General features: G+C 45.8%; 25 protein-coding genes. 1 reads left to right on the top strand and 24 read right to left on the bottom strand.

Annotated elements, in window-relative coordinates; genetic code table 11:
- Nucleotides 1-17: 17 nt before the first annotated feature.
- The 6 genes from trmFO to AC5V8P_RS03025 all read right to left on the bottom strand — a co-directional run bounded on the left by trmFO (nucleotide 18) and on the right by AC5V8P_RS03025 (nucleotide 8,001).
- The gene (trmFO, locus tag AC5V8P_RS03050; RefSeq protein WP_064798110.1) at nucleotides 18-1,358 is read right to left on the bottom strand and encodes an FADH(2)-oxidizing methylenetetrahydrofolate--tRNA-(uracil(54)-C(5))-methyltransferase TrmFO; all 1,341 of its coding nucleotides are present in this window, start codon (nucleotides 1,356-1,358) and stop codon (nucleotides 18-20) included.
- Between the two features lie 28 nt (nucleotides 1,359-1,386).
- Complete coding sequence (topA, locus tag AC5V8P_RS03045; protein WP_063208970.1) at nucleotides 1,387-3,489, bottom strand: type I DNA topoisomerase; 2,103 nt, start codon at nucleotides 3,487-3,489, stop codon at nucleotides 1,387-1,389.
- Between the two features lie 215 nt (nucleotides 3,490-3,704).
- On the bottom strand, nucleotides 3,705-4,823 hold the full coding sequence (gene dprA, locus AC5V8P_RS03040; protein ID WP_064798111.1) for a DNA-processing protein DprA: 1,119 nt from the start codon (nucleotides 4,821-4,823) through the stop codon (nucleotides 3,705-3,707).
- Nucleotides 4,824-5,051: 228 nt separating this feature from the next.
- Nucleotides 5,052-5,981: a succinate--CoA ligase subunit alpha gene (gene sucD, locus AC5V8P_RS03035; RefSeq protein ID WP_064798112.1), complete on the bottom strand. Its 930-nt coding sequence runs from the start codon at nucleotides 5,979-5,981 to the stop codon at nucleotides 5,052-5,054.
- 49 nt (nucleotides 5,982-6,030) lie between these two features.
- A complete protein-coding gene (gene sucC / locus AC5V8P_RS03030) occupies nucleotides 6,031-7,191 on the bottom strand; it encodes an ADP-forming succinate--CoA ligase subunit beta (protein ID WP_063208976.1) in 1,161 nt (386 codons plus the stop codon).
- Between the two features lie 339 nt (nucleotides 7,192-7,530).
- The gene (locus AC5V8P_RS03025) at nucleotides 7,531-8,001 is read right to left on the bottom strand and encodes a MarR family winged helix-turn-helix transcriptional regulator (RefSeq protein ID WP_064798113.1); all 471 of its coding nucleotides are present in this window, start codon (nucleotides 7,999-8,001) and stop codon (nucleotides 7,531-7,533) included.
- A gap of 147 nt (nucleotides 8,002-8,148) precedes the next feature.
- On the opposite strand from AC5V8P_RS03025, the gene AC5V8P_RS03020 reads away from it, so the two are divergent.
- Nucleotides 8,149-8,577, top strand: a complete 429-nt coding sequence (locus AC5V8P_RS03020) for an organic hydroperoxide resistance protein (RefSeq protein ID WP_013309874.1) — start codon at nucleotides 8,149-8,151, stop codon at nucleotides 8,575-8,577.
- 367 nt (nucleotides 8,578-8,944) lie between these two features.
- Here the strand turns inward: AC5V8P_RS03020 and AC5V8P_RS03015 are convergent, their stop codons facing one another.
- From AC5V8P_RS03015 to ftsY, 18 genes are all read right to left on the bottom strand, one after another.
- A complete protein-coding gene (locus AC5V8P_RS03015; RefSeq protein WP_063208979.1) occupies nucleotides 8,945-9,328 on the bottom strand; it encodes a nuclear transport factor 2 family protein in 384 nt (127 codons plus the stop codon).
- Between the two features lie 80 nt (nucleotides 9,329-9,408).
- Nucleotides 9,409-11,028 carry a YifB family Mg chelatase-like AAA ATPase gene (locus AC5V8P_RS03010; RefSeq protein WP_064798114.1) on the bottom strand — a complete coding sequence of 540 codons (1,620 nt, stop codon included), beginning with the start codon at nucleotides 11,026-11,028 and terminating at the stop codon, nucleotides 9,409-9,411.
- A 161-nt stretch (nucleotides 11,029-11,189) separates the two neighbouring features.
- The gene (locus tag AC5V8P_RS03005; RefSeq protein ID WP_063208983.1) at nucleotides 11,190-11,741 is read right to left on the bottom strand and encodes a nitroreductase family protein; all 552 of its coding nucleotides are present in this window, start codon (nucleotides 11,739-11,741) and stop codon (nucleotides 11,190-11,192) included.
- A gap of 156 nt (nucleotides 11,742-11,897) precedes the next feature.
- Nucleotides 11,898-12,281, bottom strand: coding sequence for a YraN family protein (locus AC5V8P_RS03000; RefSeq protein ID WP_064798115.1), 384 nt, complete (start codon nucleotides 12,279-12,281; stop codon nucleotides 11,898-11,900).
- Nucleotides 12,281-12,580, bottom strand: a complete 300-nt coding sequence (locus AC5V8P_RS02995) for an EscU/YscU/HrcU family type III secretion system export apparatus switch protein (RefSeq protein ID WP_017427916.1) — start codon at nucleotides 12,578-12,580, stop codon at nucleotides 12,281-12,283. The genes AC5V8P_RS03000 and AC5V8P_RS02995 overlap by 1 nt, the downstream gene beginning before the upstream one ends.
- The gene (locus tag AC5V8P_RS02990; RefSeq protein WP_064798116.1) at nucleotides 12,577-14,694 is read right to left on the bottom strand and encodes a TP0910 N-terminal domain-containing protein; all 2,118 of its coding nucleotides are present in this window, start codon (nucleotides 14,692-14,694) and stop codon (nucleotides 12,577-12,579) included. The genes AC5V8P_RS02995 and AC5V8P_RS02990 overlap by 4 nt, the downstream gene beginning before the upstream one ends.
- A 92-nt stretch (nucleotides 14,695-14,786) precedes the next feature.
- A complete protein-coding gene (gene rnhB, locus AC5V8P_RS02985) occupies nucleotides 14,787-15,473 on the bottom strand; it encodes a ribonuclease HII (protein ID WP_081276881.1) in 687 nt (228 codons plus the stop codon).
- A gap of 167 nt (nucleotides 15,474-15,640) precedes the next feature.
- The gene (ylqF, locus tag AC5V8P_RS02980) at nucleotides 15,641-16,501 is read right to left on the bottom strand and encodes a ribosome biogenesis GTPase YlqF (RefSeq protein WP_063209153.1); all 861 of its coding nucleotides are present in this window, start codon (nucleotides 16,499-16,501) and stop codon (nucleotides 15,641-15,643) included.
- An 87-nt stretch (nucleotides 16,502-16,588) separates the two neighbouring features.
- Nucleotides 16,589-17,215: a signal peptidase I gene (gene lepB / locus AC5V8P_RS02975; RefSeq protein ID WP_063208989.1), complete on the bottom strand. Its 627-nt coding sequence runs from the start codon at nucleotides 17,213-17,215 to the stop codon at nucleotides 16,589-16,591.
- Between the two features lie 101 nt (nucleotides 17,216-17,316).
- Nucleotides 17,317-17,661 carry a 50S ribosomal protein L19 gene (gene rplS / locus AC5V8P_RS02970; protein ID WP_007429998.1) on the bottom strand — a complete coding sequence of 115 codons (345 nt, stop codon included), beginning with the start codon at nucleotides 17,659-17,661 and terminating at the stop codon, nucleotides 17,317-17,319.
- A gap of 231 nt (nucleotides 17,662-17,892) precedes the next feature.
- A complete protein-coding gene (gene trmD / locus AC5V8P_RS02965; RefSeq protein ID WP_064798117.1) occupies nucleotides 17,893-18,705 on the bottom strand; it encodes a tRNA (guanosine(37)-N1)-methyltransferase TrmD in 813 nt (270 codons plus the stop codon).
- On the bottom strand, nucleotides 18,705-19,220 hold the full coding sequence (rimM, locus tag AC5V8P_RS02960; protein ID WP_064798118.1) for a ribosome maturation factor RimM: 516 nt from the start codon (nucleotides 19,218-19,220) through the stop codon (nucleotides 18,705-18,707). The genes trmD and rimM overlap by 1 nt, the downstream gene beginning before the upstream one ends.
- A gap of 97 nt (nucleotides 19,221-19,317) precedes the next feature.
- A complete protein-coding gene (locus AC5V8P_RS02955) occupies nucleotides 19,318-19,548 on the bottom strand; it encodes a KH domain-containing protein (RefSeq protein ID WP_013309863.1) in 231 nt (76 codons plus the stop codon).
- Between the two features lie 23 nt (nucleotides 19,549-19,571).
- Nucleotides 19,572-19,844 carry a 30S ribosomal protein S16 gene (rpsP, locus tag AC5V8P_RS02950; RefSeq protein WP_013309862.1) on the bottom strand — a complete coding sequence of 91 codons (273 nt, stop codon included), beginning with the start codon at nucleotides 19,842-19,844 and terminating at the stop codon, nucleotides 19,572-19,574.
- 68 nt (nucleotides 19,845-19,912) lie between these two features.
- Nucleotides 19,913-21,289, bottom strand: coding sequence for a signal recognition particle protein (gene ffh / locus AC5V8P_RS02945; protein ID WP_064798119.1), 1,377 nt, complete (start codon nucleotides 21,287-21,289; stop codon nucleotides 19,913-19,915).
- A 52-nt stretch (nucleotides 21,290-21,341) separates the two neighbouring features.
- Nucleotides 21,342-21,710, bottom strand: coding sequence for a YlxM family DNA-binding protein (ylxM, locus tag AC5V8P_RS02940; protein WP_064798120.1), 369 nt, complete (start codon nucleotides 21,708-21,710; stop codon nucleotides 21,342-21,344).
- Nucleotides 21,711-21,875: 165 nt separating this feature from the next.
- On the bottom strand, nucleotides 21,876-22,526 hold the full coding sequence (gene trhA / locus AC5V8P_RS02935; protein WP_063208999.1) for a PAQR family membrane homeostasis protein TrhA: 651 nt from the start codon (nucleotides 22,524-22,526) through the stop codon (nucleotides 21,876-21,878).
- Nucleotides 22,527-22,682: 156 nt separating this feature from the next.
- The gene (ftsY, locus tag AC5V8P_RS02930; RefSeq protein ID WP_063209001.1) at nucleotides 22,683-23,699 is read right to left on the bottom strand and encodes a signal recognition particle-docking protein FtsY; all 1,017 of its coding nucleotides are present in this window, start codon (nucleotides 23,697-23,699) and stop codon (nucleotides 22,683-22,685) included.
- Nucleotides 23,700-23,712 lie beyond the last annotated feature (13 nt).

The following is a 23,712-nucleotide window of genomic DNA, read 5'->3' as shown; positions in this document are numbered from 1 at the left end:
CTCCTTTTCCTTCATCCTTATGCCTGTACTTCTGTTGACATAACTCCCGTTTGGTTAACATAAGCACGCAAACTTTCCAACGCACGATTAGCAAGAGCTTCATTCTTTTCCTTTTTGTTACGGATGCGTGTCTCCAGCTTTGGAAGCAGACCAAAGTTTGCATTCATCGGTTGGAAATGTTTGAAATCAGCCGTTGTAATATAGCGTGCCATACTGCCTAGTGTCGTTTCCGCAGGAAATACAAACATTTCCTGACCACGTGCTGCTCGTGCCGCATTTATACCAGCCAGTAGTCCCGAAGCCGCCGACTCTACATAACCCTCTACACCAGTCATTTGTCCGGCAAAGAACAGATTACTTCTTCCCTTGAACTGATAGGTTGGGTGAAGCTGTTGTGGAGAATTAATAAAGGTATTGCGATGCATCACACCGTAACGTACAAACTCTGCCTCTTCGAGACCCGGAATCATTGAAAACACACGCTTTTGCTCTCCCCATTTGAGGTGAGTCTGGAAACCGACCAGATTATATAGCGTACCCGCAGCATTGTCTTGTCGAAGCTGAACAACTGCATAGGGTAGTTCTCCTGTATGTGGATTTACCAGACCAACAGGTTTCATCGGCCCGAACAATGCCGTTTGTTTCCCACGCTGCATCATCACTTCGATCGGCATACATCCTTCGAAGTAAATTTCTTTTTCGAACTCCTTGACTTGTGCCACCTCAGCAGTAATCAAAGCCTCATAAAAAGCATCGAACTCTGCTTCGCTCATCGGACAATTCAAGTAAGCTGCTTCTCCTTTATCATAACGGGAAGCCAGATACACCTTGCTCATATCGATGGAGTCCTTTTCTACAATCGGAGCAGCCGCGTCGTAGAAATAAAAATACTCCTCTCCCATCAGCGTTTTGATCTGTTCTGACAAAGCTGGAGAAGTTAAGGGTCCCGTTGCAACGACCACGATACCATCCTGCGGGAGTTCCTGCAGTTCTTCATTAACGACCTCAATCAAAGGATGTTGATGAAGCGTATCTGTAATATGACCGGAAAATCCATCACGATCCACTGCCAATGCTCCACCCGCCGGAACAGCATGACGATCTGCCGCACTCAGAACCAAAGAGTTTAGCATTCTCATCTCTTCCTTCAGTACGCCTACTGCATTTGTCAGACCGTTCGCTCGTAAGGAATTACTGCATACTAATTCGGCAAATTTATCTGTATGATGTGCGGGTGTTTTTACAACCGGTCTCATTTCATATAACTTAACTGGCACTCCACGGCTTGCAATTTGCCAGGCAGCTTCGCTACCCGCCAAACCTGCTCCGATGACCGTTACCTTCTGTAGTTCACTCACTTTTTAAATCCCCCTGCTATCTTTGTTCTTAAGAAGTCTCCACACTCTCATCGCTCTCTTCCAGCATTTCACTGTGATCGCAAACGGTACAGTTGAGCTTCGTTCCCTGCTTAGTACGTTTTTCGACCATTAGGCCACTGCAACTTGGACAAGGCTTGATGGACGGTTTATCCCAGGATACAAAATCACATTCTGGATAGCGGTCACATCCGTAAAAGACACGTCCTTTTTTACTTCGTCGTTCGACGACATGTCCCTCACCGCATGTAGGACAATTCATCCCGATATCCTTGACAATTGGCTTGGTGTTGCGGCAATCCGGGAAGGCAGAACAAGCGAGGAATTTACCAAAACGGCCCAGCTTATACACCATTGGACTACCACATTTATCACAGATCACGTCGGATACTTCATCCTTGATTTCAATTTCTTTCATTTCTTCCTCAGCCACTTCCAGACGCTTCTCGAATGACTCGTAAAAGTCACTCAACACCTTAACCCAATCACCTTCGCCCTCTTCGACGTGGTCAAGATCATCTTCCATATTGGCTGTAAATTCTACATTTAGAATCTCTGGAAAAAATTCCTCCATCTGCTCGATGACCAACTCTCCCAGCTCTGTAGGGAAGAATTTCTTCTCCTCAATAGCAACGTATCCACGCTTTTGAATGGTTTCCAGAGTCGGTGCATACGTACTCGGACGTCCAATACCCAATTCCTCCAGTGTCTTTACCAGACGTGCTTCCGTATAGCGAGGAGGCGGTTGTGTAAAGTGCTGCTTGGGTTCAACCGCTTCCTTTTTCAGCTTATCGCCTGGTTGAAGTGGCGGCAACAGCTTATCTTCTTCGGTTTTACCGTCGTCATTCCCCTCCACATACACTTTCATGAAGCCTGGAAAGCGAACCTTCGAACCAGCTGCCCGGAATATCGTCTCGCCTGCTTCAATATCTACGGACATAGTATCCATAATAGCGGAAGACATCTGACTCGCCATAAAACGTTCCCATATCAGTTTGTACAACCGGAACTGGTCTCTACTCATAAATGGCTTAACGGTTTCCGGATCACGCAAGGCGGAGGTTGGACGAATCGCTTCATGCGCATCCTGAGCATTGGCCGCTTTTTTTGAATACTGACGAGGACTTTCAGGTACAAAATCTTCGCCATATTTTTGAATGATGACCTCTTTCGCTTCCTCTTGAGCCGAAGTGGCGATCCGTGTGGAATCCGTACGCATATACGTGATCAGACCCACAGTCCCTTCTTTACCTAAATCCACACCCTCATACAGCTGCTGCGCTACCGACATCGTTTTAGATGCCCGGAAGTTGAGCTTGCGAGCCGCCTCTTGCTGCAAGGAACTTGTTGTGAATGGAGGAGACGGATTGCGTAAACGCTCCTTCTCTTTCACATCGCGCACTTTGTAAGATGATTTTCCGATAGCTTCCAGCACTTCTTGTACATCCGCTTCGCTGGAAAGCTCTTTCTTTTCGCCGCGCAGCTTATGGAATTTCGCTTCAAAGGTGCTGTCTTTAATGGCTAGCTTAGCTGTGATCGTCCAGTATTCTTCCGGTACAAACTCATTAATTTCGTTTTCCCGGTCCAGAATAATTTTCACTGCCACCGACTGCACACGCCCAGCTGAGAGACCCTTCTTTACCTTTTTCCAGAGCAATGGGCTAATTTTGTAACCGACAAGTCGATCCAATATCCGGCGTGCCTGCTGGGCATTAACCAAATCCATATTGATCTTGCGCGGTGTTTTAAAAGCATCTTTGACAGCCTGCTTCGTAATTTCATTAAACACAACACGACAGTCCGCCGTATCGTCCAGTTCCAGCGCATGCGCTAGATGCCAGGCAATAGCCTCACCTTCGCGATCCGGGTCAGCCGCCAGATATACTTTTTTTACTTTTTTTCGGGCATCCTTTAACTCTTTTAGAATTGAGCCTTTACCTCGAATGGTAATGTATTTGGGATTAAAATCATTTTCGACCTCTACGCCAATCTGACTCTTAGGTAAATCCCTGATATGACCCATGGAAGCCTTGACGATATATTTGCTGCCTAAGTATTTGCCGATCGTCTTCGCCTTGGAAGGCGATTCCACGATGACGAGTGAGTCCGCCATAGGCTCTTCCTCCTCTCAATTACACACATGAATATGATAGTCTTCCTGAAATGTGGTGAGCTTAGTTCGTTAGTACGAGCTATAAATTCAACACATTTCAGGAAGTGGGGAAGGAGTAGGAATCCGCGATGCGGACAAACGCCATATTTCCCTCCACCTATGTTTAAAATTGAATTTTGCGCAATGACTAACTAAGGACCTGGCAAAAACAACTACTATATAAGCTTGTATTTTGTGCCCGCTAGCTGAGCGATCCTTTTTTTTATGATTAACGATAACAGAACTGCGTGTAAAAGTCCAAAATCCCATGCCGTAGCATCCAGCAGTTCATCCAGTGTCATGGTTCCTTGTTCCAGCAGTAGCACCACATGTTTTTCCTCAGAAGTTTCGCTTTCTGATGTTTTGGAGACCTTCTTAAGATTAAGACTCTGTCCTCTATTGTATGAAGAAACCTGCCTTGAACGCAAATCTGCTTCGTACTCCTCAATAATATCCGAAGCTTCGGTGACCGTTTTGGCCCCTTGCTTAATCAAGTTCAGCGTGCCTTTACTCTTCGGTGACGTAATGGGTCCAGGAACCGCAAATACATCTCGATTTGCCTCCAACGCAGCATCAGCTGTTATCAAGGAACCACTTCTAGCATCTGCTTCGACGACGAGCGTCCCCTTCGTCAAACCGGCAATAATGCGATTACGTTGTGGAAACATCCCTGGATGGGACTTCGTACCTGGAGGATACTCCGATACGATCAGACCTTTACTAACCATCTCAGCAAATAAAGAGGCATTTTGGGGAGGATAAATTTGATCAATCGCTGTACCAAGTACACCAATCGTGTTGCCTCCCCGGCGCAGGGCCGTTTCGTGACAAATACTATCAATCCCCTTCGCCAATCCACTAACCACTGTTACCCCTGCACTACACAATTCTTCGGTTAGTATCTCCGCTGCTCTACGACCATACGCAGTAGGAACGCGAGTTCCTACCATGGCTACAGAACATGTGTGCAAAAGTGATTTATCCCCTTTTGTATACATTACCCAAGGTGGGTCAACTGTTTCCTTCATTAATAAAGGGTAATCTTCGTCCACATAAGTTACCACGTCAATCTCACTGGATTGAATTCGCTGATATCGTTCATGTACCCATTCTTCATCGTAACACTGTGCCGCAATGCGTGCCTGGGCAGGGCTTAAGCCTATCTCAATCCACTTTCGTTCGCTAAAATGCAGTAGCTCATGCAATCGATAATCACTCGACCAAATACGCTGAATTGTTCTCCTTCCGATTCCCTCTAACTCATGTAGACCTAATAAAAGCCATCTTTCTTCCAAACTGTGGTTCCCCCATTCATGGAAGAGTGAACCCTTCCTTATTTTGTGGCACAACGAATCATTTTGCAAGCGTTTCCCTGATAAGCCTGTCACAACGCAAAAAAAAGCAACCTTTTCATCCCCTGTTTCAGAAGATAAAAAGGTTGCTTACCTTTCCTTCATTATACACTAGCCTGCAGCAAATTTCGATGCTGTTTTACAGCCTGTATATTAATGAAGAAACACGATTTAATGTGTCGTACATAAATTCAAAATACCACGTTCCTCCAACACACTTACCAGTGTCGAGCCCATTTCGGAAGGAGTAGGCGCCACCTTGATTCCGCATGCTTCAAGCGTAGCAATCTTTTCTTTTGCCGTCCCTTTTCCACCAGAAATAATGGCGCCTGCATGCCCCATCCGCTTGCCTGGAGGCGCAGTCACACCCCCGATAAAGCCAACGACCGGCTTCGTCATATTGTCTCTGATCCACTCGGCCGCCTCTTCCTCGGCTGTGCCACCGATTTCTCCGATCATAATGACAGCGTGAGTGTTGGGGTCCTCATTGAAGCGATGTAAAATATCAATGAATTCTGAGCCTTTAACGGGGTCACCACCAATACCCACCGCGGAAGATTGCCCGATACCTCGAGTGGTTAGCTGATGTACTGCCTCATAGGTCAAAGTACCACTACGTGACACAACACCTACATGACCTGGAAGATGAATGTAACCTGGCATGATACCAATTTTACACTCTCCTGGCGTAATAACACCCGGACAGTTAGGGCCAATCAGAACGGTCTTTTTACCTTCCATAAAACGTTTGACCTTGATCATATCAAGAACCGGAATCCCTTCTGTGATACAAATCACGAGGTCCAGTTCCGCGTCCACAGCTTCCAAAATAGAATCCGCTGCGAAAGCTGGCGGTACATAAATGACGCTAGCAGTTGCGCCCGTAGCTTCCTTAGCTTCGCTTACTGTGTTAAACACTGGCAGCTTGACCTGTTGTCCGTTCTCCAGTGTAATTTCTACCTTGGTGCCTCCCTTACCTGGAGAGGTGCCGCCTACCATCTGTGTACCGTAATCAAGTGCACCTTTGGCATGGAATAACGCCGTTTTTCCCGTAATCCCCTGTGTAATCACCTTTGTATGCTTATCGACCAAAATACTCACGATCTTCACATCCCCTATCGTTTATTCGGCATATCGGAATGCAAACAAGCTATTGAACAAGTTCAACGATTTTTTGGGCACCATCCGCCATGGAATCAGCTGCCACAATATTCAAACCGGATTCCGCTAAAATCTGCTTGCCGAGCTCAACATTCGTTCCTTCAAGACGGACAACCAGCGGGCGAGTCAGCCCCAACTGCTTGGCAGCCTCCACGACGCCGTTCGCAATGATATCACACTGCATAATTCCGCCGAAAATGTTGACAAAGATACCTTCTACCTTCGGATCGGACAAAATGATTTTGAACGCTTCGGTTACCTTTTCCGTCGTTGCACCGCCACCAACGTCCAGGAAATTGGCCGGATCTCCACCATAATATTTGATAATATCCATCGTCGCCATCGCCAACCCAGCACCATTGACCATACAGCCAATATTGCCGTCCAGAGCGATGTAGCTTAGATCGTATTTAGATGCCTCAATTTCCTTCTCATCCTCTTCATCCAAATCACGCAGTTCCAAAATATCCTTGTGACGGAACAAAGCATTCGAATCAAAATTCAATTTGGCATCCAGCGCCAGTACATTCCCATCACCCGTAACGACTAGGGGATTAATTTCTGCAATTGAACAGTCCTTGTCCACAAAAGCTTCGTAAAGCGCCAGCATAAACTTGACCGCTTTATTTACCAGCTCATTGGGAATATTAATCTCATACGCCAGCTTACGAGCTTGATACACCTGCAGCCCAATTGCTGGATCAACAACTGCTTTAAAAATCTTCTCCGGAGTAGCTGCAGCCACTTCTTCGATTTCTGTACCGCCTTCTTCGGAGGCCATCATTACGATGCGTCCAGTCGCGCGGTCCACGACAACGCCTACGTAATATTCTTTGCGAATATCACAGCCTTCCTCAATCAAAAGGCGTTTGACCTCTTTACCTTCAGGTCCGGTCTGATGTGTCACTAGCACCTTACCCAAAATCTCTGAAGCAAAAGTCCGCACCTCATCCAAGCCTTTGGCCACTTTTACGCCACCCGCTTTACCGCGTCCACCCGCATGAATTTGTGCTTTTACGACTGTAACAGCGCTTCCAAGCGATTCTGCCGCCGCAACGGCTTCTTCCACCGTATAGGCAACCTTACCGTTCGGTACAGCCACTCCGTACTGCTTTAATACTTCTTTACCCTGATATTCATGGATATTCATTCTGGAATCCTCCTATCAACATGACTGCAACAAGGGCGGTTCACAAGGAAATCTATACTAAACCTACATCATTGTAACATGTTTTTAAAACGCTTTCCTTATAATTTAACCTCATGAATTACAGTATTTTGATATCATTATCATTCCCAAAATCGAATGTTTGGATATTACTGGGTATTTATTTTTCATACAAATTCACACAAAAAAAGCACCTCTGCAACATGGGATTAGCTAATCCGCAACGAGAGGCACTTTATTTTATTAGACTTCAAACTTTTTTTCTTTCAGTGAACAACAACTTCATGCCATAAAATTCGCAAGAGCAGTTGAAAGTACACACTATGATTTTTCAATTTGTACATTCGCTTGATGAACACGATCGAGCAGATCATTGAACTGAAGCAGAAGTGACCCAAATTGATCATGAGTCATACTTGTTTTTTCCTTTATACATCCTGGAACAGGCAGGGCTTTGTCTCGCAACGCTCTCCCCTCTGTCGTCAAAGAAATCAGCACCTTACGCTCATCTTGAGTAGATCTCTTTCGATCAATCAGCCCGGCATTCTGCAATCTCTTTAATAGGGGGGTTAGTGTACCGGAATCCAAATATAACGCCTCACCCAATTCCTTCACTGTACATTCCTCACGCTCCCAGAGCACGATAAGCACCAAATACTGCGAGTACGTTACGCGCAGCTTTTCCAGATGGGGCTGGTACAACTTTGTAATCTCTCTGGAGCATGCATATATGGCAAAGCATAGCTGATTATCAAGTTTCAACGCTGCATCTTTATCAGAGTTGTTTTCCATGCTGTCTAGTCACCTACTTTCATCATTATTTTAGCATATTATATAACAAAGTACATTCTAATTGCCTAAAATACTTTACAAACAATAATTATTTTGTTAAATTAAATTGTGTAAAATATAAATTGAGCGAGAGGCAGTGATTTAATTATGATGACCATTCAACAAAAAATGTATGAAACAACAGTAAAAGCGGTTGGCGGACGTAACGGATATATCGAGTCTTCTTCCCCTGAACTTCGTTTAGATATTGATACTCCAAAAGAAATGGGTGGCGCCGGCGGTGCAGGTACAAACCCAGAGCAACTGTTCGCAGCAGGCTATTCTGCTTGCTTTGACAGTGCTCTAAATATGGTTGCTCGCATGCAACGTGTCAAACATGAAGGTACAGAAGTCACAGCTACTGTTCATTTTGGCAAAGTCGAAGACGGCGGCTTCGGTATCGGAGTTAATCTCGACGTGCTGGTTAAAGGCGTTGATCATGAAACGGCGGTAAAACTGGTGGAAGGCGCACATGAGCAATGTCCATACTCCCGCGCTACCCGCGGTAATATTGAAGTGAAACTGAATGTTTTGTAACATAGCGTTAGAATGATTTCCATAACAAGCTCCTCAACCGTATTGTCGAGGGGCTTTTTGTATTTCCATCAAGTAACATGGGAGATGATGCATAATCGTATATACGAAAGTGATATACTCATAGTATAATCACTATTGTCATAAGCTTTTTTTCTTCTCCAGGTCTTTTTGCCTGGAGCTTTTTTTGCCCGTTTTTCTGTTTTTCCATTTTCTCTCGCATACTTTTCTTAGAAATGTCAGCAGAAAATAATGTAGACTGAACCTACAAATTGAAACAGCGACAACCAAGGACGAGAAAATAAAGTCCTAGACTGTCGCTGTTTTAATGAACTAACGTTCTCTGTTAGCTAAAATACGCGTGGTGTACTCAACTGTAATCTTCAATCAATGAGATTTTTCCTTCCTTAATCTCGAATGTTGACTTTCCTTTTAATTGCAGCTTATCTCCACTCTTTAATCCATTAGGAAAATCCACGGCAAGAATACCTTCATAATCGATTCCGACCTCTACTTTGTCATTTATAATCCTGTAATTGGTAATTGTCTGGCAACGGCTGGAGAACATCATTGACGACTGTTCGGCCAGCTCCCTAAATGCCTGTATTCCTCTGGTCTCCGTTGTGGTTTCTCCATTGGAAATATTCCTAAATATGATGTCCTTATGCAAGAGTTCAAGCATTCTTTCAATTTCAAATGAATTGTATGCTTCAAGATAATTTTTAATTATGTCCCTTATTTCTTTACCAACCATAGCCATACTCCTCTCTTTACATAAAAGATGATACCCTTGTTTACCTAGACAACTTATGCTCAATATATTATTACCATATTCTACATTTCGAGAAAATTGGAATTTGCCCTATCCATATGACGGTATTGGATGGCTTCAGCCACATGTGAAGTCTTAATTTTCTCTGACTCATGTAAGTCTGCAATAGTGCGGGACAGCTTAAGAATTCGATCATACGCACGCATGCTTAAACCAAGTGCATCCATCGTCTGGTCAAGCAGCTCTGCTGCATTTTGTTCCAATACCGCATATTTACGCAGCATCTGACCGGATAGCTCACTATTCCACGAAAAAGGAAGCTTGCTGTATCTGTGGATTTGTATTGCTCGAGCAGCCAACACATGCTTTCTCATGTCAGCAGACGATAGGGATTCTCTTTCCTCCCGCCAATCCTTTGGTTGTGATACTTCAAGCTGAAGATCAATTCGATCTAGCAATGGACCGGAAATACGTGAACGGTAACGAGCTACGGCTGCAGGTGAACAGGTACAGCGCTGATGTTCCGTGTCAGTCCCAAAAAAGCCACAGTGACACGGATTTAAAGAAGCTGCAAGTAAAAAATGCGCTGGATACTTAAACACTGCACGTGAACGACTGATTGTAACCTGATGGTCTTCCAGAGGCTGCCGCAACACTTCTAGCACATGACGACTAAACTCAGGCAACTCATCCAGAAACAAAATTCCTCGGTGTGCAAGACTGATTTCTCCTGGTTTGGGTATACCTCCTCCACCCACCAAACCAGCAGCAGAGATTGTATGATGAGGCGCACGGAAGGGACGAATATGCATGAGATGCGGCGAGGACTCCTTCCACTTCCCCGCTGCGCTGTAGACCTTAGTCACTTCTAGCGACTCCTTTTCCGTCAAAGGCGGCAAAATAGACGGCAACCTGCGGATGAGCATCGTTTTTCCAGCGCCCGGTGGCCCCATAAGAAGGATATTATGCATCCCCGCTGCAGCGATGACTAACGCACGTTTGGCGTGTAGCTGACCCAGCACATCACTGTAATCTTCCATATTACTAGCTAGCACTTCTTGCTCGCGCAACGGTATATGCTCTGCTTGAGGTAAATGGTCATACGAATGGATCATCACTTGTTTACTGGCAGCACAATTCTCATTGGTCATTTGACCCTCTGAGGTACCTTGTGCATAATCATTAACCGGGATAAGATCCGTCAGATGACGTATAGCGTAAATACGTATATCTGTAATTAGACGGGCTTCGCTTGCGTTTTCTTGAGGAAGCAGTACAGAATCGAATCCTTCCCGCTTGGCCAGATCTACCATAGATAACACTCCATTTACAGGACGAATGCTGCCATCCAGCGCCAGCTCGCCAATAAACAGGGTTCGTTCCTCCACTGGTAATACAATCTGCTCACTGGTTGTCAGCAAGCCTAAAGCGATCGCAAGATCAAAAGATGAGCCTTCCTTACGCAAATCAGCAGGAGCTAAATTAATCGTGACACGCTGGGATGGATATTTGAAACCACAGTTTTTGATTGCTGCTCTCACACGCTCTACTGCCTCTCGAATCGCTGAATCCGGCAATCCGATAATCGCAGTTTGAGGCAAACCATTAGACAGATCAGTCTCAACTTCGATCAGTACGCCGTCTATCCCATACAGACAAGCCCCATGTAATTTTCCATACATATCAAAAATGCACCTCTCCTCATATGAAATGTCCCTCCCGGGAATCATTGACTATATGAAAAAAGGTGCTTCCAAATTTTCATTTACTGCAAATATATGATCTAAATTTTAACTACTCAACCCTGTTTTCAAATCCTTTATCAAGGGTATCTGACAAAAGATCAATTGTCAATCAAGGTTAGCTTGTCGGCCGCTGGAGTACGTGGTCTTGGTTCCGGGATAACATCTGGATAGCCTGCATAGATCATGCCAATTACCTTCTCACCTGGTTTAATACCCAAGCAATCACGGAACTTAGGCGAATACAGAAATGGTTTTGTCACCCAGAATGTTCCGATCCCTTTGCTCCATGCCGCAAGCATAAAATTTTGTACAAGCGCGCTGACTGCTGCAAAATCCTCATCCCAAACCGCTTGGCGTGGATCTTCTTCCATCACCACTAAAAGCTGAATCGGGTTGTGCAAAATCCCACTCTCAAACTTGTTGTCTTTACCGATATCGGCTGCAATTGCTTTTGCAAGCTTTTTCCGTCCCTCACCAGCAAACAACAGAAAACGCCACGGCTCACGCATTTTATGGTTAGGAGCCCATACAGCGACGTCCAGCAGTTCTTTAATCGTATCTACCGGGATAGAGTCAGGTTTGAATTTTTTAATCGTCCGGCGTTCCTGAATTACATCTATGACATGTTCACTAAAGGTATGCTTTGTCACATAAATCCTCCTTCACAGGTACAACGACCAGATATTCATTATAGAATGAAAATGATAACTATTATCAATAGAATATACCTGCAGCTTTCCCTTCTGTCAACCTGTACATATGAATTCAGTCCTGTGCTTCAGCCTCCAAAAAAAGTCCTTACTCTTTTAAAAGGCATTTATAAAATGGTCTGTAACAACAGCCGTTTCAGCAGATAATCGTACAGAAATCATATCAAAACGGATCGGAGCTTCTCCCATTCCGTTCATATGCAAGTATACTGCGGCTGTTTGGCGAACCTGGGTTATTTTACGTGCAGTAACTGATTCGGCCGGTGTCCCGTATCTGGAACTGCTCCGGCTACGTACTTCAATAAACACGAGTATGTGCTCCTGCTTGGCAATCAGATCTATTTCTCCACTACGGCATCGCCAATTGCGCTCCAAGATACGATAACCCAGGTTTTCTAAAAACAAGGCCGCAGCTTCTTCACCCATCGCTCCTTTGGCTTTCCGCTGATCCTTGCTTCTAGTCTTCATTTCATCCTCCATCACCAGTCGTCCCTTGGAGCAAGCCGATCCATTTGGTATATATAGGTTAACACCTCTGCTACCAACTGATAGAGCTCAGCCGGGATTTGTTCGTCCAAATCAAGTTTGGACAGTACTTCAACCAACGCGGCATCCTCTTGAACAGGCACACCATGCTCCTTGGCTTTTTCTAAAATACTGTCCGCAATGCGGCCGCTTCCCTTGGCAACAACAATCGGCGCTTCGCTCTCACCAGGTGTATATTTAAGGGCGACCGCCTTCTTCATGGAAGGAGAGGGAGGGTCCAAGGGCTCTTTCATATTTTAAGATCGACTCCTTTATATGGCTGAGGTACATAGCTTTGTACCTCTGAAGAGGCGGAACTGCTCTGTTCAGTCCTTATGGGCATAGGCTCGGTTCGCAGTGTTAGAAGTTGGTAGCCTAGCGACTCCAGCGCGGTACGAATGGACTCACGTCCACTGGTTAACAGCGAAGCCGCCCATTCCTGATCATTATGAAGCTTGAGGCTTACAACCCGATCTACTACCTGTACATCCACCAACGTCGGACCAAGCCCCTTCATGTCCAAATCAAACCAAAGACGACAGTTGGAGGCATCCAGTTCTCCCCGTTTGCCGCGGCGGGACTGAATCTGGATTGTAGCTGTTTCACGACCATCCGGTCCAATGAATGGTATAAACATGTGCACTTGTGCAAAAGGCGCCGTTCGGTCTGTATTTAACAGCAGCTGCTGACCTGTCAGATGCTGTACAACCTGCTGAGCCGCTTCTTTCAAAGCGGGTGGCAGGTCGTCGCTGCTCATGAGCTGGAGCAACGCCCCCTTCACGGTGTCCGCGGCCGCTGACACGGAATCGTCAGCCGCAGCCGCTAACCCCGTCAGCGGTTGCGGTACTCCCTCGGGCGGCTCCGTACGTGCCGCCGCGCCATGCGCGAGCTGCGCAGCTGAGCGATGTACCTGCTGCTCGTGCTCTGCACCGAGCAGCTTCAGCACACGTCCCACCCACGGGTCCTCCGTGGGAGTGAGCTGCGTGCTTGGCGCCGCAGACTGTGAAGCCGCAGCGTCTGCCGTGCGCGAAGCGCCAGCCGCTGGCTGCACTACCTCTGCGGCTGACTGCTCTGGCGTAGCCGTGCTTAGCTCAGGCGGCACTGCTGCACGCAGCTCTTGCAGCAGTAGCCGCAGCCGCTGGAGTGGCGCCTCTGGCGCAGCAGCTTTGCCCGCCGCAGATGGCGGCGTAGAGCCGATCGCTGGCTGTGCAGAGGGACGGTCTGCCGTGACTGCGCTTAAGGCAGGCTTTGTCCCCGTTGGCTCTGCCGTGGCCGATGCTGGAACACCATCAGCATCCTTAAGTTGCATACCTGCCGCAGTAGCTTGCTGTGATTGCTCCGCTTTAACGCGCGAGCCGTTTAATGCATCAGCAGCACTCGATTCAGGCGTATTTGCACCAGCATCTAATACCACTGTCGCTCCACGCCCACTAACTACCTTTGGTTCTCCTGAAGCAGTCCCGTTGGCTACAGTTGCTGTAGATCCTGCCGGACTATCTGAATCTGTAGTCAAGACACTCGCTTCACTTACTGTAGCTGCAAGATTGGCTGCTTGAGTCCCTTTAAACAATTCCTTGCCGACGGTGGCTTGTTGTCCCGTTTCTGCCTGCTTTGTAGCGGCAGAGGCATCTTTGGACAATGTAAGAGCCTGACCTTCCTGTCCATCTGCAATCACTACAGAAGTGCCCGTTGGACTAGCTAACGTTCGGTCAGCGCTTTTTATCACAGTTGCTTCCCCTAATGAACGGTCAGTGGGCGTTCCCTGTCCTTGCTGCTTTAACACCGTTTCAAGTTCTTGCTCCAGCGATGACAAGAGATCATTTAGTGGAGGTCCAAACATCGTTTGGCGCAATCCATTTATACTTTCGGCCGTTAATGGAAGTCCACGCTGAAAGGCGACGGCCGCTGCCTGCACAAACGTTCCTAATTGCACATTGCCGCCTTGCTTCGACAAGGCGTCTCGCAAAGAAGCTGCATTTTCCGATGTCAACGGCACACTATTCTTTTGCATCGCCTGTATAAGCTCTCTGTTCTGAACTGTATCCGGCAGTCCCACCGATTCCAATACGTCTGCCAGCGCTACGGTTTGCTGTGGCATATTGCCAGCGTCGTTCAGAGGCTTAAGCACAGTCATTCCGCTGGGAGAAGCCGGTTGTACCTGAAACGTTGCAGTCTGTCCAGGTTGAAGAGGGGTCTCCAGCTTTGCCCTGACCTGAGAACCCTGTATTTGCAACACAGCCTCATCGCCGTCCTCGGATACCTTTAATACGACTCCCCTTACGACCTGGCCTGGCTGCATATCAAGTTTTTTAGCCTCTCCTGCCTTCACATCTCCAAGTAATCCACGGAATACAGATCCGATGTTCATATCGCCCCTCCTCTCACTCTCCCCCGATTCAAAGGGGTCTGTAATATTAGATATACTTTATATCGGTATTGTGCCGATTCATAATAAGTAGTCTACAGATCAAACAACGTCGGTTGCTCTGTCAACAAATTACCTAGAAAGCTGCGTCTATGCATTTCTGTAGGTCCTAGCGCCAAAATTTGTTCTCTATGCAACTTGGTAGCGTAACCTTTATGTATACCGATCCCATATTCCGGATATCTCGCATCCCATTCGCCTTTGCATAGCCGATCACGGGTCACCTTAGCGATGATAGAAGCCGCCGCAATAGACTGACTGTTCGCATCTCCCTTGATGATGGATAGCTGAGGAATAGGCACATCTACCTTTTCTGCATCTACAAGTAAATAATCAGGAGATATATGTAAAGCCTCTACAGCCTTTTTCATAGCTAAACGAGCCGCTTGTTTAATATTGATATCATCAATCGTCCGCGCGTCTACATAACCAACTCCTACAGCAATCGCCTTCTCCATAATCAGCTCGTAGTAGGCTTCTCTTTTCTTGTCCGTCAATTTTTTGGAATCATCTACCCCTTCCAATAACTCACCTACTGGTAAAATGACTGCTGCTGCCACAACATCTCCAAACAGACATCCACGACCTACCTCGTCAATACCTGCAATCCGCTCACAAGATTGTTCCCAGCATTTTTTTTCATAATGTAGCATGTCCTTTACTGTGTTCTCTTTAGCTTCCATATTCAAAACCTGCCCATCTTTACGTAGTTTAAGCTTCATTCTTGCCGTAGCTCTAGTGATTGAATTCAGCTTACCACAGACCTCTACCGTTCAAAACCCTTTTCTATTTACCTTTACATACCAAAAAACCTTCCTCCTCTCCGGAGAGATGGGGAAGGTTCTTCCTTGCCACAAAATGCAATGTTCTATCTTGGTTACTAATACGATCAGTATGGAGCCTCTAGACTGAACCGCCCCAGCTTTCCTGCACGTAGCTCACGCAAAATAATCTTTGAGGCCTTTTCGAGATCTACACGTCCGCCACTAACGATACAACCACGTTTACGTCCGATAGCCTCCATAACACTTACAACATCATCTGGATTTTCTGTATCCTCAGGACGTTCAGTAAGCTCAAAACGCTCTGCCATGGCATCCCAATAATATTGGATAAAATACTTTGTCGCGAAAAAGGCAATGTCCTCTACATTCAGAATTTCTTCCTTGATCGCTCCTGTCACAGCCAGACGATAGCCGACGTTTTGATCCTCAAATTTAGGCCATAAAATCCCTGGTGTATCCAGCAATTCAATTTCACCGGTCTTGATCCACTGTTGTGCCTTCGTTACTCCTGGGCGATCACCTGTAGCTGCAATATTACGTCCTGCCATTCGGTTGATCAATGTCGATTTGCCGACATTCGGAATACCGACAATCAAAGCACGTATAGGACGAGGGTTCATTCCCTTTGAAATCTGCCGGTCTATTTTTTCCTTAAGCAACAGCTTAGCCTGAATCGGAATTTCCTTGAGTCCCGTCCCTGTCGTGGCATCCACCGGAAAGGCTACATGCCCCTGTTCCTTAAAATAAGCAATCCATTGCTGTGATACAACAGGGTCCGCCAAATCTGCCTTGTTCAAAATAATCATTCGCGGCTTGCCTTGCAAAATATCATCAATCATTGGATTTCGGCTGGAAAGTGGCAATCGAGCATCAATCAGCTCAATAACCAAATCAATCAGCTTTAATTTTGCTTCAATTTGGCGGCGCGCTCTGGTCATATGACCAGGAAACCATTGAATCGTCACCGTCATCACCCCGTTGAGCGTAACTCCTACTTTCACCCTCAGGCTTATCGTTAGAATTACGGCAGCTATGCTGCTTATTTGTTAGTTCTAGTGGTTAATCCACTGCATATCCTTCGCTGGCCAGAAAATGACATCAGCCCGACCCACGACTTCCTTCAAATCAATATATCCAATCATCCGGCTGTCTGTACTATTGGAACGGTTATCGCCCATAACAAAAATATGCCCTTCTGGCACTTTTCCATCCTTAAATTTCTCATTTGGAAAATTGGTAAACTTGTTGTAAAGTTCGCCATTTTGATGTGCTTCTTCCAAAGGAGCCTTGAGATAAGGTTCTTGAATCGGCTTACCATTTACTGTAATCGTGTCACCTTCTACCTTGACCGTATCACCCGCTACGGCAATGACGCGCTTGATGAAATCTCTTTTTTCTTCCGGGACATGGAACACAATCACTTCACCCGGTTTAGGAGCACGAAAATCATACAATATCTCATTTACAATGACGCGTTCTCCGGTATGAAAGTTAGGCTGCATCGACGGGCCATCCACAATAAAAGGCTTAAAGAGAAGCCAGCGGATTAAAAAGACAAGCACTAACGCAATAACGATGGCTTTGATCCACTCAAAAATCTCATTTTTTGGTTTACGCTTGGGCGTACCATCCTGATCAGTTGGCTGTTGTACAGCTCCTTGTCCTACTTCTTGCTCCATAGCTCACTGTCCTCTCTTTACGGTCAATTATCCACAGTTCCCTATGTACGTAGAAAAAACGAAAGGAGCTTGTAAACAAGCCCCTTTCGTTATTCGTTGTATTAACGACGAATTTCTTTAATTCTCGCTGCTTTACCGCGCAGTTCACGAAGATAATAAAGCTTCGCACGACGCACTTTACCACGGCGAGCCACTTCGATTTTATCGATTTTTGGGGAATGAAGCGGGAAAGTTCTTTCCACACCTACACCGTAAGAAATTTTACGAACTGTAAAAGTCTCACTGATTCCACCACCACGGCGTTTAATTACTACACCTTCAAACAACTGGATACGCTCACGAGTTCCCTCGATAACTTTCACGTGCACTTTCAAAGTGTCACCAGGACGAAAGTTAGGCAGATCCTTACGAAGTTGTTCTTCAGTAATCGCTTGGACGATATTCATCTATGACTCCCTCCTTCCGTACAGGTGTTCATGTTTCTTCTGGAAACACATTCGTTTCCTTCATCATCCACAGAGGACCACCGTATTACACACAACAGATGTATTGTATCATGGAGGTTACCGCATTGCAACAACAAAAAAGGGATTTGACCAAACATTATTTAATTGACTTTATTATAAAACAGGTCACCGCCTGCTTTCAAATCCACTCATGTATATCGTGCTTTATCGCTAGTCTCCGGACTTGTCCAATTGGCGCTGCTCTTCAATCCACGCGCATTCCTTACCTGTTAGCTCAGCCTGTTCCAACAAGTCCGGTCGACGTTCCATCGTGCGACGTAACGCTTCTTGACGTCTCCAAGAGTCAATATTGACATGATGCCCTGACAAGAGTACATCAGGCACTTTCCAGCCCCGAAACTCAGCAGGCCGGGTATAATGGGGGTATTCCAGCAGCCCTGTACTAAACGAATCTGTTACCGCACTCGTTTCATTCCCCAACACCCCTGGTAACAACCGTGTCACACTATCGATGACTACCATAGCCGGCAATTCCCCACCAGTCAAAACATAATCGCCAATCGAAAGCTCATCTGTCACCAGATGCTCCCGAATACGCTCATCATACCCCTCATAATGCCCACATATAAAAATAAGATGGTCCTCTTTGGCCAGCTCTTCCGCCTTCTTTTGCGTAAAAGTCTCACCTTGTGGACACATCAAAATAATACGCGGAGTTTTTATGCCTACGTAATGTTCGACAGCTTCATGTTGGACAGCTTCATCGGGAGTTTCAGATGTTGGTCGCTCTGATTTATCCAACAACGCTTCCACCGCAGCAAAAATAGGGTCAGGCTTCAACACCATGCCGCCCCCACCACCATAGGGCATATCATCCACTTGCCCATGCTTATTGCCGGCATACTGGCGAAAATTAACCGCTTGCAGTGATACAATCCCCTTATCCCTTGCTTTTCCCAGAATGCTTGCATTAAATACTCCATCAAACATCTCTGGAAACAGGGTCAGCACATCGACCCGCATTACAGCAGACCTTCCATTAACCGTACCGTAACCCGTTTTTCACGCACGTTTACATCCAAAATAACTTCCTCTATATACGGCAATAGCAGTTCCTTGCCTTTAGGCATTTTGACTACCCATACGTCATTGGCTCCCGGAGTCAAAATTTCTTTGACCACGCCGAGTTCATTCCCGTCTTCCGTCACCACTTCCATGCCGACTACTTCATGAAAATAGAATTCATTTTCTTCCAATTCACCTAACCGCTCAGCAGATACCTTCAACAAAGTACCTTTATATTTTTCAACATCATTGATATTGTGATATTCCTTAAATTTAGCGACAACCATATTTTTTTGAAAACGCGCTGTTTCAACAGTTACGGGAATCGGTGCTTTACCTTCAGCCGGAACAATGAAAAGCTCACTGCCTTTTGCAAAGCGATCCTCTGGAAAATCTGTCGTCGTTAATATTTTAAGCTCCCCACGGATTCCATGGGTGTTCACAATTTTTCCGACATTAAACATTTGCTGCATCGTGTTCCTCCTGCACGTAATCGGTTCCGCTCCATATCATCTTCATCATGTACGAAAAAGGGTTAGGACATACATCCTAACCCACTTTCGTATATCTTTAAGATATGATGTCTACGGTAACCCGTTTATCCATCTTAACGGCTGCTGATGCAACCACAGTGCGAAGCGCCTTGGCGATACGACCCTGCTTGCCAATGATCTTGCCTACATCCTCAGGATGTACACTAAGCTCATATACAACAAGCCGATCCTTCTCCAAGGTCTTCACGGTTACATCTTCCGGATGATCGACTAAAGCCTTAGCAATGATTATCACTAATTCTTCCATGGTTGACCCTCCGTATCAGCACCTTATTTCTGTAGTTTAGACTCATGAAACTTTTTCATTACGCCCGCTTTGCTAAGCAAGTTGCGAACAGTGTCGGATGCTTGTGCACCATCTTGCAACCATTTCAGCGCTTTATCTTCATCAATTTTTACAACCGCTGGTACTGTGATTGGGTTGTAGTAACCGATTTCTTCGATAAAACGACCGTCACGCGGGGAACGAGAATCAGATACCACGACGCGATAGAAAGGAGCTTTATGTGCACCCATACGTTTCAGACGAATACGAACTGCCACGAAAATTCACCTCCTTCAAAAAGTAGACTGTATATTGCTATCCCATACTCCAAAGGCCTACTGACCTTTTAACGGAAAGGAAACTTCATACCTTTACCCATACTCTTCAAATGCTTCATAGCCTTGTTTTTGCCACCCTTAGGCCCCATCATATCTGAGAACTGCTTCATCATGCGACGCATTTCGTCAAATTGCTTTATCAGACGATTTACCTCAGCCAGTGATGTTCCACTACCTACAGCAATCCGCTTGCGGCGACTATGATTAATCATATCCGGGTTTTGCTTTTCTTGTGTAGTCATCGAATGAACGATAGCCTCAATCCGGCCCATCTGTTTGTCATCCACTTTGATGTCTTTCATTTGCTTCATGTTGCCCATACCGGGAATCATATCAAGAATCTGGTCGATTGGGCCAAGCTTCTTAACCTGATCCATTTGCTCCAGAAAATCTTCAAAAGTAAACTCGGCATTACGCATTTTCCGTTCCATTTCCTTCGCCTTATCGGCGTCGATATTGGACTGCGCTTTTTCAATCAGGGACAACATGTCTCCCATGCCTAAAATCCGTGAAGCCATCCGCTCAGGATGAAACGGCTCCATCGCATCCAGCTTTTCACCCAATGTAGCAAACTTGATCGGACAGCCCGTCACAGCTTTAACCGATAAAGCTGCACCACCACGAGTGTCGCCATCCAGCTTCGTCAGTACAACTCCAGTTAACTCCAGGCTACTATTAAAGTGCTCAGCAACGTTAACCGCATCCTGCCCAGTCATGCTATCTACAACCAGTAGAACTTCATCCGGCTTGACGTTGGCATGAATCTGGCGCAACTCTTCCATGAGCTCTTCATCAACATGAAGACGACCCGCAGTATCTATAATAACGTAGTCATTACCATTATCCTTAGCATGCTGCAAACCCTGTTTTGCAATTTCTACCGGGCTTGTCTGGTCTCCCATTGTAAATACAGGTGCATTAATCTGCTCGCCGAGAATCTGAAGCTGCTTGATCGCGGCCGGCCTGTAAATATCACCAGCTACAAGCAATGGACGATGGTTTTGTTTTTGCAACAACTTCGCCAGTTTACCGGACGTCGTCGTTTTACCTGCGCCCTGGAGACCCACCATCATAATGACTGTAGGCGGTTTGTTGGCTTTGGCAAGCTTGGCCTGACTGCCACCCATCAACTCAGTCAATTCCTTGTTTACGATGTCGATGATGACCATACCTGGCGTAAAGCTGTCCATTACTTCCTTACCAACGGATTTCTCCTTTACCTTGGCAATAAAGTCTTTTACAACCTTGAAGTTAACGTCCGCTTCCAGCAAAGCCAAGCGCACTTCACGCATCGCCTGAGCTACATCATCCTCAGACACTTTTCCTTTGCCGCGCAGTTTACTGAATACATTTTGCAAGCGAGTCGATAATCCTTCAAATGCCATACTTTCGCACCTCCTTGTCTACCAGGGTTGTTTGTTCTTATATCTATATATCCTACAATTCCTGCAGGCGATTTACAATTTGATGGACATGTTGCAGAGTGGCTTCATCGGACTCACCGATTTTACCGAATGTCTCATACAACGTCTTATTTAATTCTTCCAGATCTTGGATTCTACGCTCATGCTTACTTAGCAAACCGAGCTTTTCCTCGTACATTTCCAATACCTGCTCAGCACGTTTAATATGTTCATAGACTGCTTGACGGCTAATTTGAAATTCCGATGCAATTTCCCCCAAAGAAAAATCATCATGAAAGTAATATTTTAAAAACATCTGTTGCTTCTCAGTAAGTAGAGGTTCATAGAAGTCAAACAGTCGGTTAATCCGGTTTGTCTTTTCCAGTCGATTCTCCTGACTCATCGTATATACCTCCATCGTCAAGGAAAAACACTTTACAGTTCTTTTCAACGTTCCTTATCATACATAAAAGAAAAGAAGATGTCAAGCGTTATCCCTTGTCATACAAAAAAAAGCCGATCCGCTGCCCCTAAACGGGAATACGGATCGGTTTTTTCCCTCTCTCAATTACACCCTGACCGGAGTAAGATACAGCAGAATAGCCAAAAAATGAAGTATGCTGCCTGCTAAAACAAACAGATGCCAGATCGCATGGTGATACGGAAATGCTCGCCACACATAAAAAATGGTACCCAACGTATACATGAGACCACCTACGAACAATAGCGTCATCCCTCCGGCGGGAACAATGGCCGTCAGGGGATTCCAGGCAATGGTGATGAGCCAGCCCATTATAATGTAAAACACTGTAGACATAAACAGGAAGCGTTTAGTGAAGAACGCCTTGAACAATACACCAAACAGGGCGATCCCCCAAATCACTCCAAACAGCGTCCATCCCAGCGTACCTCGCAATGCAACGAGCATAAAAGGAGTATAGCTCCCCGCAATGAACAGGTAAATACAAGAATGATCGAATATTTCGAACAAATCCTTCAATTTCCCTTCACGCAGGCTATGAAGCAACGTGGAATTGGTATACAGCAACAGCATCGTGATCCCGTAAATTGTAAAACTTACGACATGCCAAGCAGTTCCTTTCATGCTAGCAAAAACAATGAGCAGCACAAGTGCCGCCACACTTAAAACGGCTCCAATACCATGTGTAATCGCGTTGGCTACTTCTTCCCGTCGGGAATAAGTATAGGTGTTTGCCATCGTTTTTTCACCCGGCTTCCTGTGTAATATTTTTCATACAAAAAACTTATCCGGCATCGTCAAACCTTTTGCTTTCATTATACAGCCGGGCGGACTTAAGCAGCAACTGGAGCACTGCTAAGTTCCGGACTTATAAGCAAGCCTGAACAAGCAGGATTAGTTCTGCTCTTCCTCGCCAGCAGCAGTTGCTTCGACAGCGTCTTCTTGGATCAAACCAGCGAACAACGCATGAACGAATTGTTCTGAATCGAACGGTTGAAGATCATTTACTTTTTCACCTAAACCCACCAGCTTAACAGGTAAATTCAATTCTTGACGGATGGCCACGACTATCCCGCCCTTTGCTGTACCATCCAATTTCGTCAGTACCAGACCGGTTACGCCGCTCTTCTCACCAAACAGTTTGGCTTGGTTAAGTGCATTTTGTCCAGTCGTCGCATCAAGTACCAACAACACTTCATGAGGAGCATCTGGAATTTCACGCTGGATAACGCGGAATATTTTGTTCAATTCTTCCATCAGATTGCTTTTGTTCTGAAGACGTCCTGCGGTATCGCATAGCAAAACATCTACTTGACGCTGCTTGGCAGCCTGTACAGCATCAAACATAACCGCAGCTGGATCAGAACCAGATTGCTGTTTAATAACCTCTACACCTGCCCGCTCACCCCAAACTTCCAACTGTTCAATCGCACCCGCGCGGAAGGTATCCCCAGCAGCCAACAATACTTTTTTGCCCTCTTGTTTAAAACGGTGCGCCAGCTTGCCAATGGTCGTTGTTTTGCCGACTCCATTGACGCCTACGAATAGGATGACTGTAATCCCGTCAGGGTTCATTTTGAGCTGACTATTGTCATTGCCCCGCAGCAACTCGGACAGCTTTTCCGACAATACAGGCTGTAACTCGGATGCATCCTCGATTTTGCGTTTTTTCACTTCTACCCGCAAGTCTTCAATGAGGTTCATGACCGTGTTGACGCCTACGTCTGCTCCAATCAGAATTTCTTCCAGTTCCTCATAAAATTCTTCATCAATTTTTTTACGGCGAATCATCAGGTCCGTTACTTTTTCTACAAAACCTTTACGTGTTTTTTCCAAGCCATCTTTGAACTGCTTGGTGACTGATTCCGTTTTGCTCGCGATGCTTTCCTTTAATTTTCTAAAGAAACTCATAGATTCCCTCCGT

This window comes from Paenibacillus sp. N119s, assembly GCF_059447605.1.
The sequence above is the reverse complement of the archived record's forward strand: the minus strand, read 5'-3'. Positions and strand labels throughout refer to the sequence as shown.

What these genes read in the sequence shown, in the direction of transcription:
- topA (WP_063208970.1), bottom strand. Translation starts at nt 3,489, where the DNA reads ATGGCGGACTCACTCGTCATCGTGGAATCGCCTTCCAAGGCGAAGACG.
- sucC (WP_063208976.1), bottom strand. Translation starts at nt 7,191, where the DNA reads ATGAATATCCATGAATATCAGGGTAAAGAAGTATTAAAGCAGTACGGA.
- AC5V8P_RS03025 (WP_064798113.1), bottom strand. Translation starts at nt 8,001, where the DNA reads ATGGAAAACAACTCTGATAAAGATGCAGCGTTGAAACTTGATAATCAG.
- AC5V8P_RS03020 (WP_013309874.1), top strand. Translation starts at nt 8,149, where the DNA reads ATGATGACCATTCAACAAAAAATGTATGAAACAACAGTAAAAGCGGTT.
- AC5V8P_RS03015 (WP_063208979.1), bottom strand. Translation starts at nt 9,328, where the DNA reads ATGGTTGGTAAAGAAATAAGGGACATAATTAAAAATTATCTTGAAGCA.
- AC5V8P_RS03010 (WP_064798114.1), bottom strand. Translation starts at nt 11,028, where the DNA reads ATGTATGGAAAATTACATGGGGCTTGTCTGTATGGGATAGACGGCGTA.
- AC5V8P_RS03000 (WP_064798115.1), bottom strand. Translation starts at nt 12,281, where the DNA reads ATGGAGGATGAAATGAAGACTAGAAGCAAGGATCAGCGGAAAGCCAAA.
- AC5V8P_RS02995 (WP_017427916.1), bottom strand. Translation starts at nt 12,580, where the DNA reads ATGAAAGAGCCCTTGGACCCTCCCTCTCCTTCCATGAAGAAGGCGGTC.
- AC5V8P_RS02990 (WP_064798116.1), bottom strand. Translation starts at nt 14,694, where the DNA reads ATGAACATCGGATCTGTATTCCGTGGATTACTTGGAGATGTGAAGGCA.
- rnhB (WP_081276881.1), bottom strand. Translation starts at nt 15,473, where the DNA reads ATGAAGCTTAAACTACGTAAAGATGGGCAGGTTTTGAATATGGAAGCT.
- lepB (WP_063208989.1), bottom strand. Translation starts at nt 17,215, where the DNA reads ATGGAGCAAGAAGTAGGACAAGGAGCTGTACAACAGCCAACTGATCAG.
- rplS (WP_007429998.1), bottom strand. Translation starts at nt 17,661, where the DNA reads ATGAATATCGTCCAAGCGATTACTGAAGAACAACTTCGTAAGGATCTG.
- trmD (WP_064798117.1), bottom strand. Translation starts at nt 18,705, where the DNA reads ATGCGGGTCGATGTGCTGACCCTGTTTCCAGAGATGTTTGATGGAGTA.
- rimM (WP_064798118.1), bottom strand. Translation starts at nt 19,220, where the DNA reads ATGCAGCAAATGTTTAATGTCGGAAAAATTGTGAACACCCATGGAATC.
- AC5V8P_RS02955 (WP_013309863.1), bottom strand. Translation starts at nt 19,548, where the DNA reads ATGGAAGAATTAGTGATAATCATTGCTAAGGCTTTAGTCGATCATCCG.
- ffh (WP_064798119.1), bottom strand. Translation starts at nt 21,289, where the DNA reads ATGGCATTTGAAGGATTATCGACTCGCTTGCAAAATGTATTCAGTAAA.
- ylxM (WP_064798120.1), bottom strand. Translation starts at nt 21,710, where the DNA reads ATGAGTCAGGAGAATCGACTGGAAAAGACAAACCGGATTAACCGACTG.
- trhA (WP_063208999.1), bottom strand. Translation starts at nt 22,526, where the DNA reads ATGGCAAACACCTATACTTATTCCCGACGGGAAGAAGTAGCCAACGCG.
- ftsY (WP_063209001.1), bottom strand. Translation starts at nt 23,699, where the DNA reads ATGAGTTTCTTTAGAAAATTAAAGGAAAGCATCGCGAGCAAAACGGAA.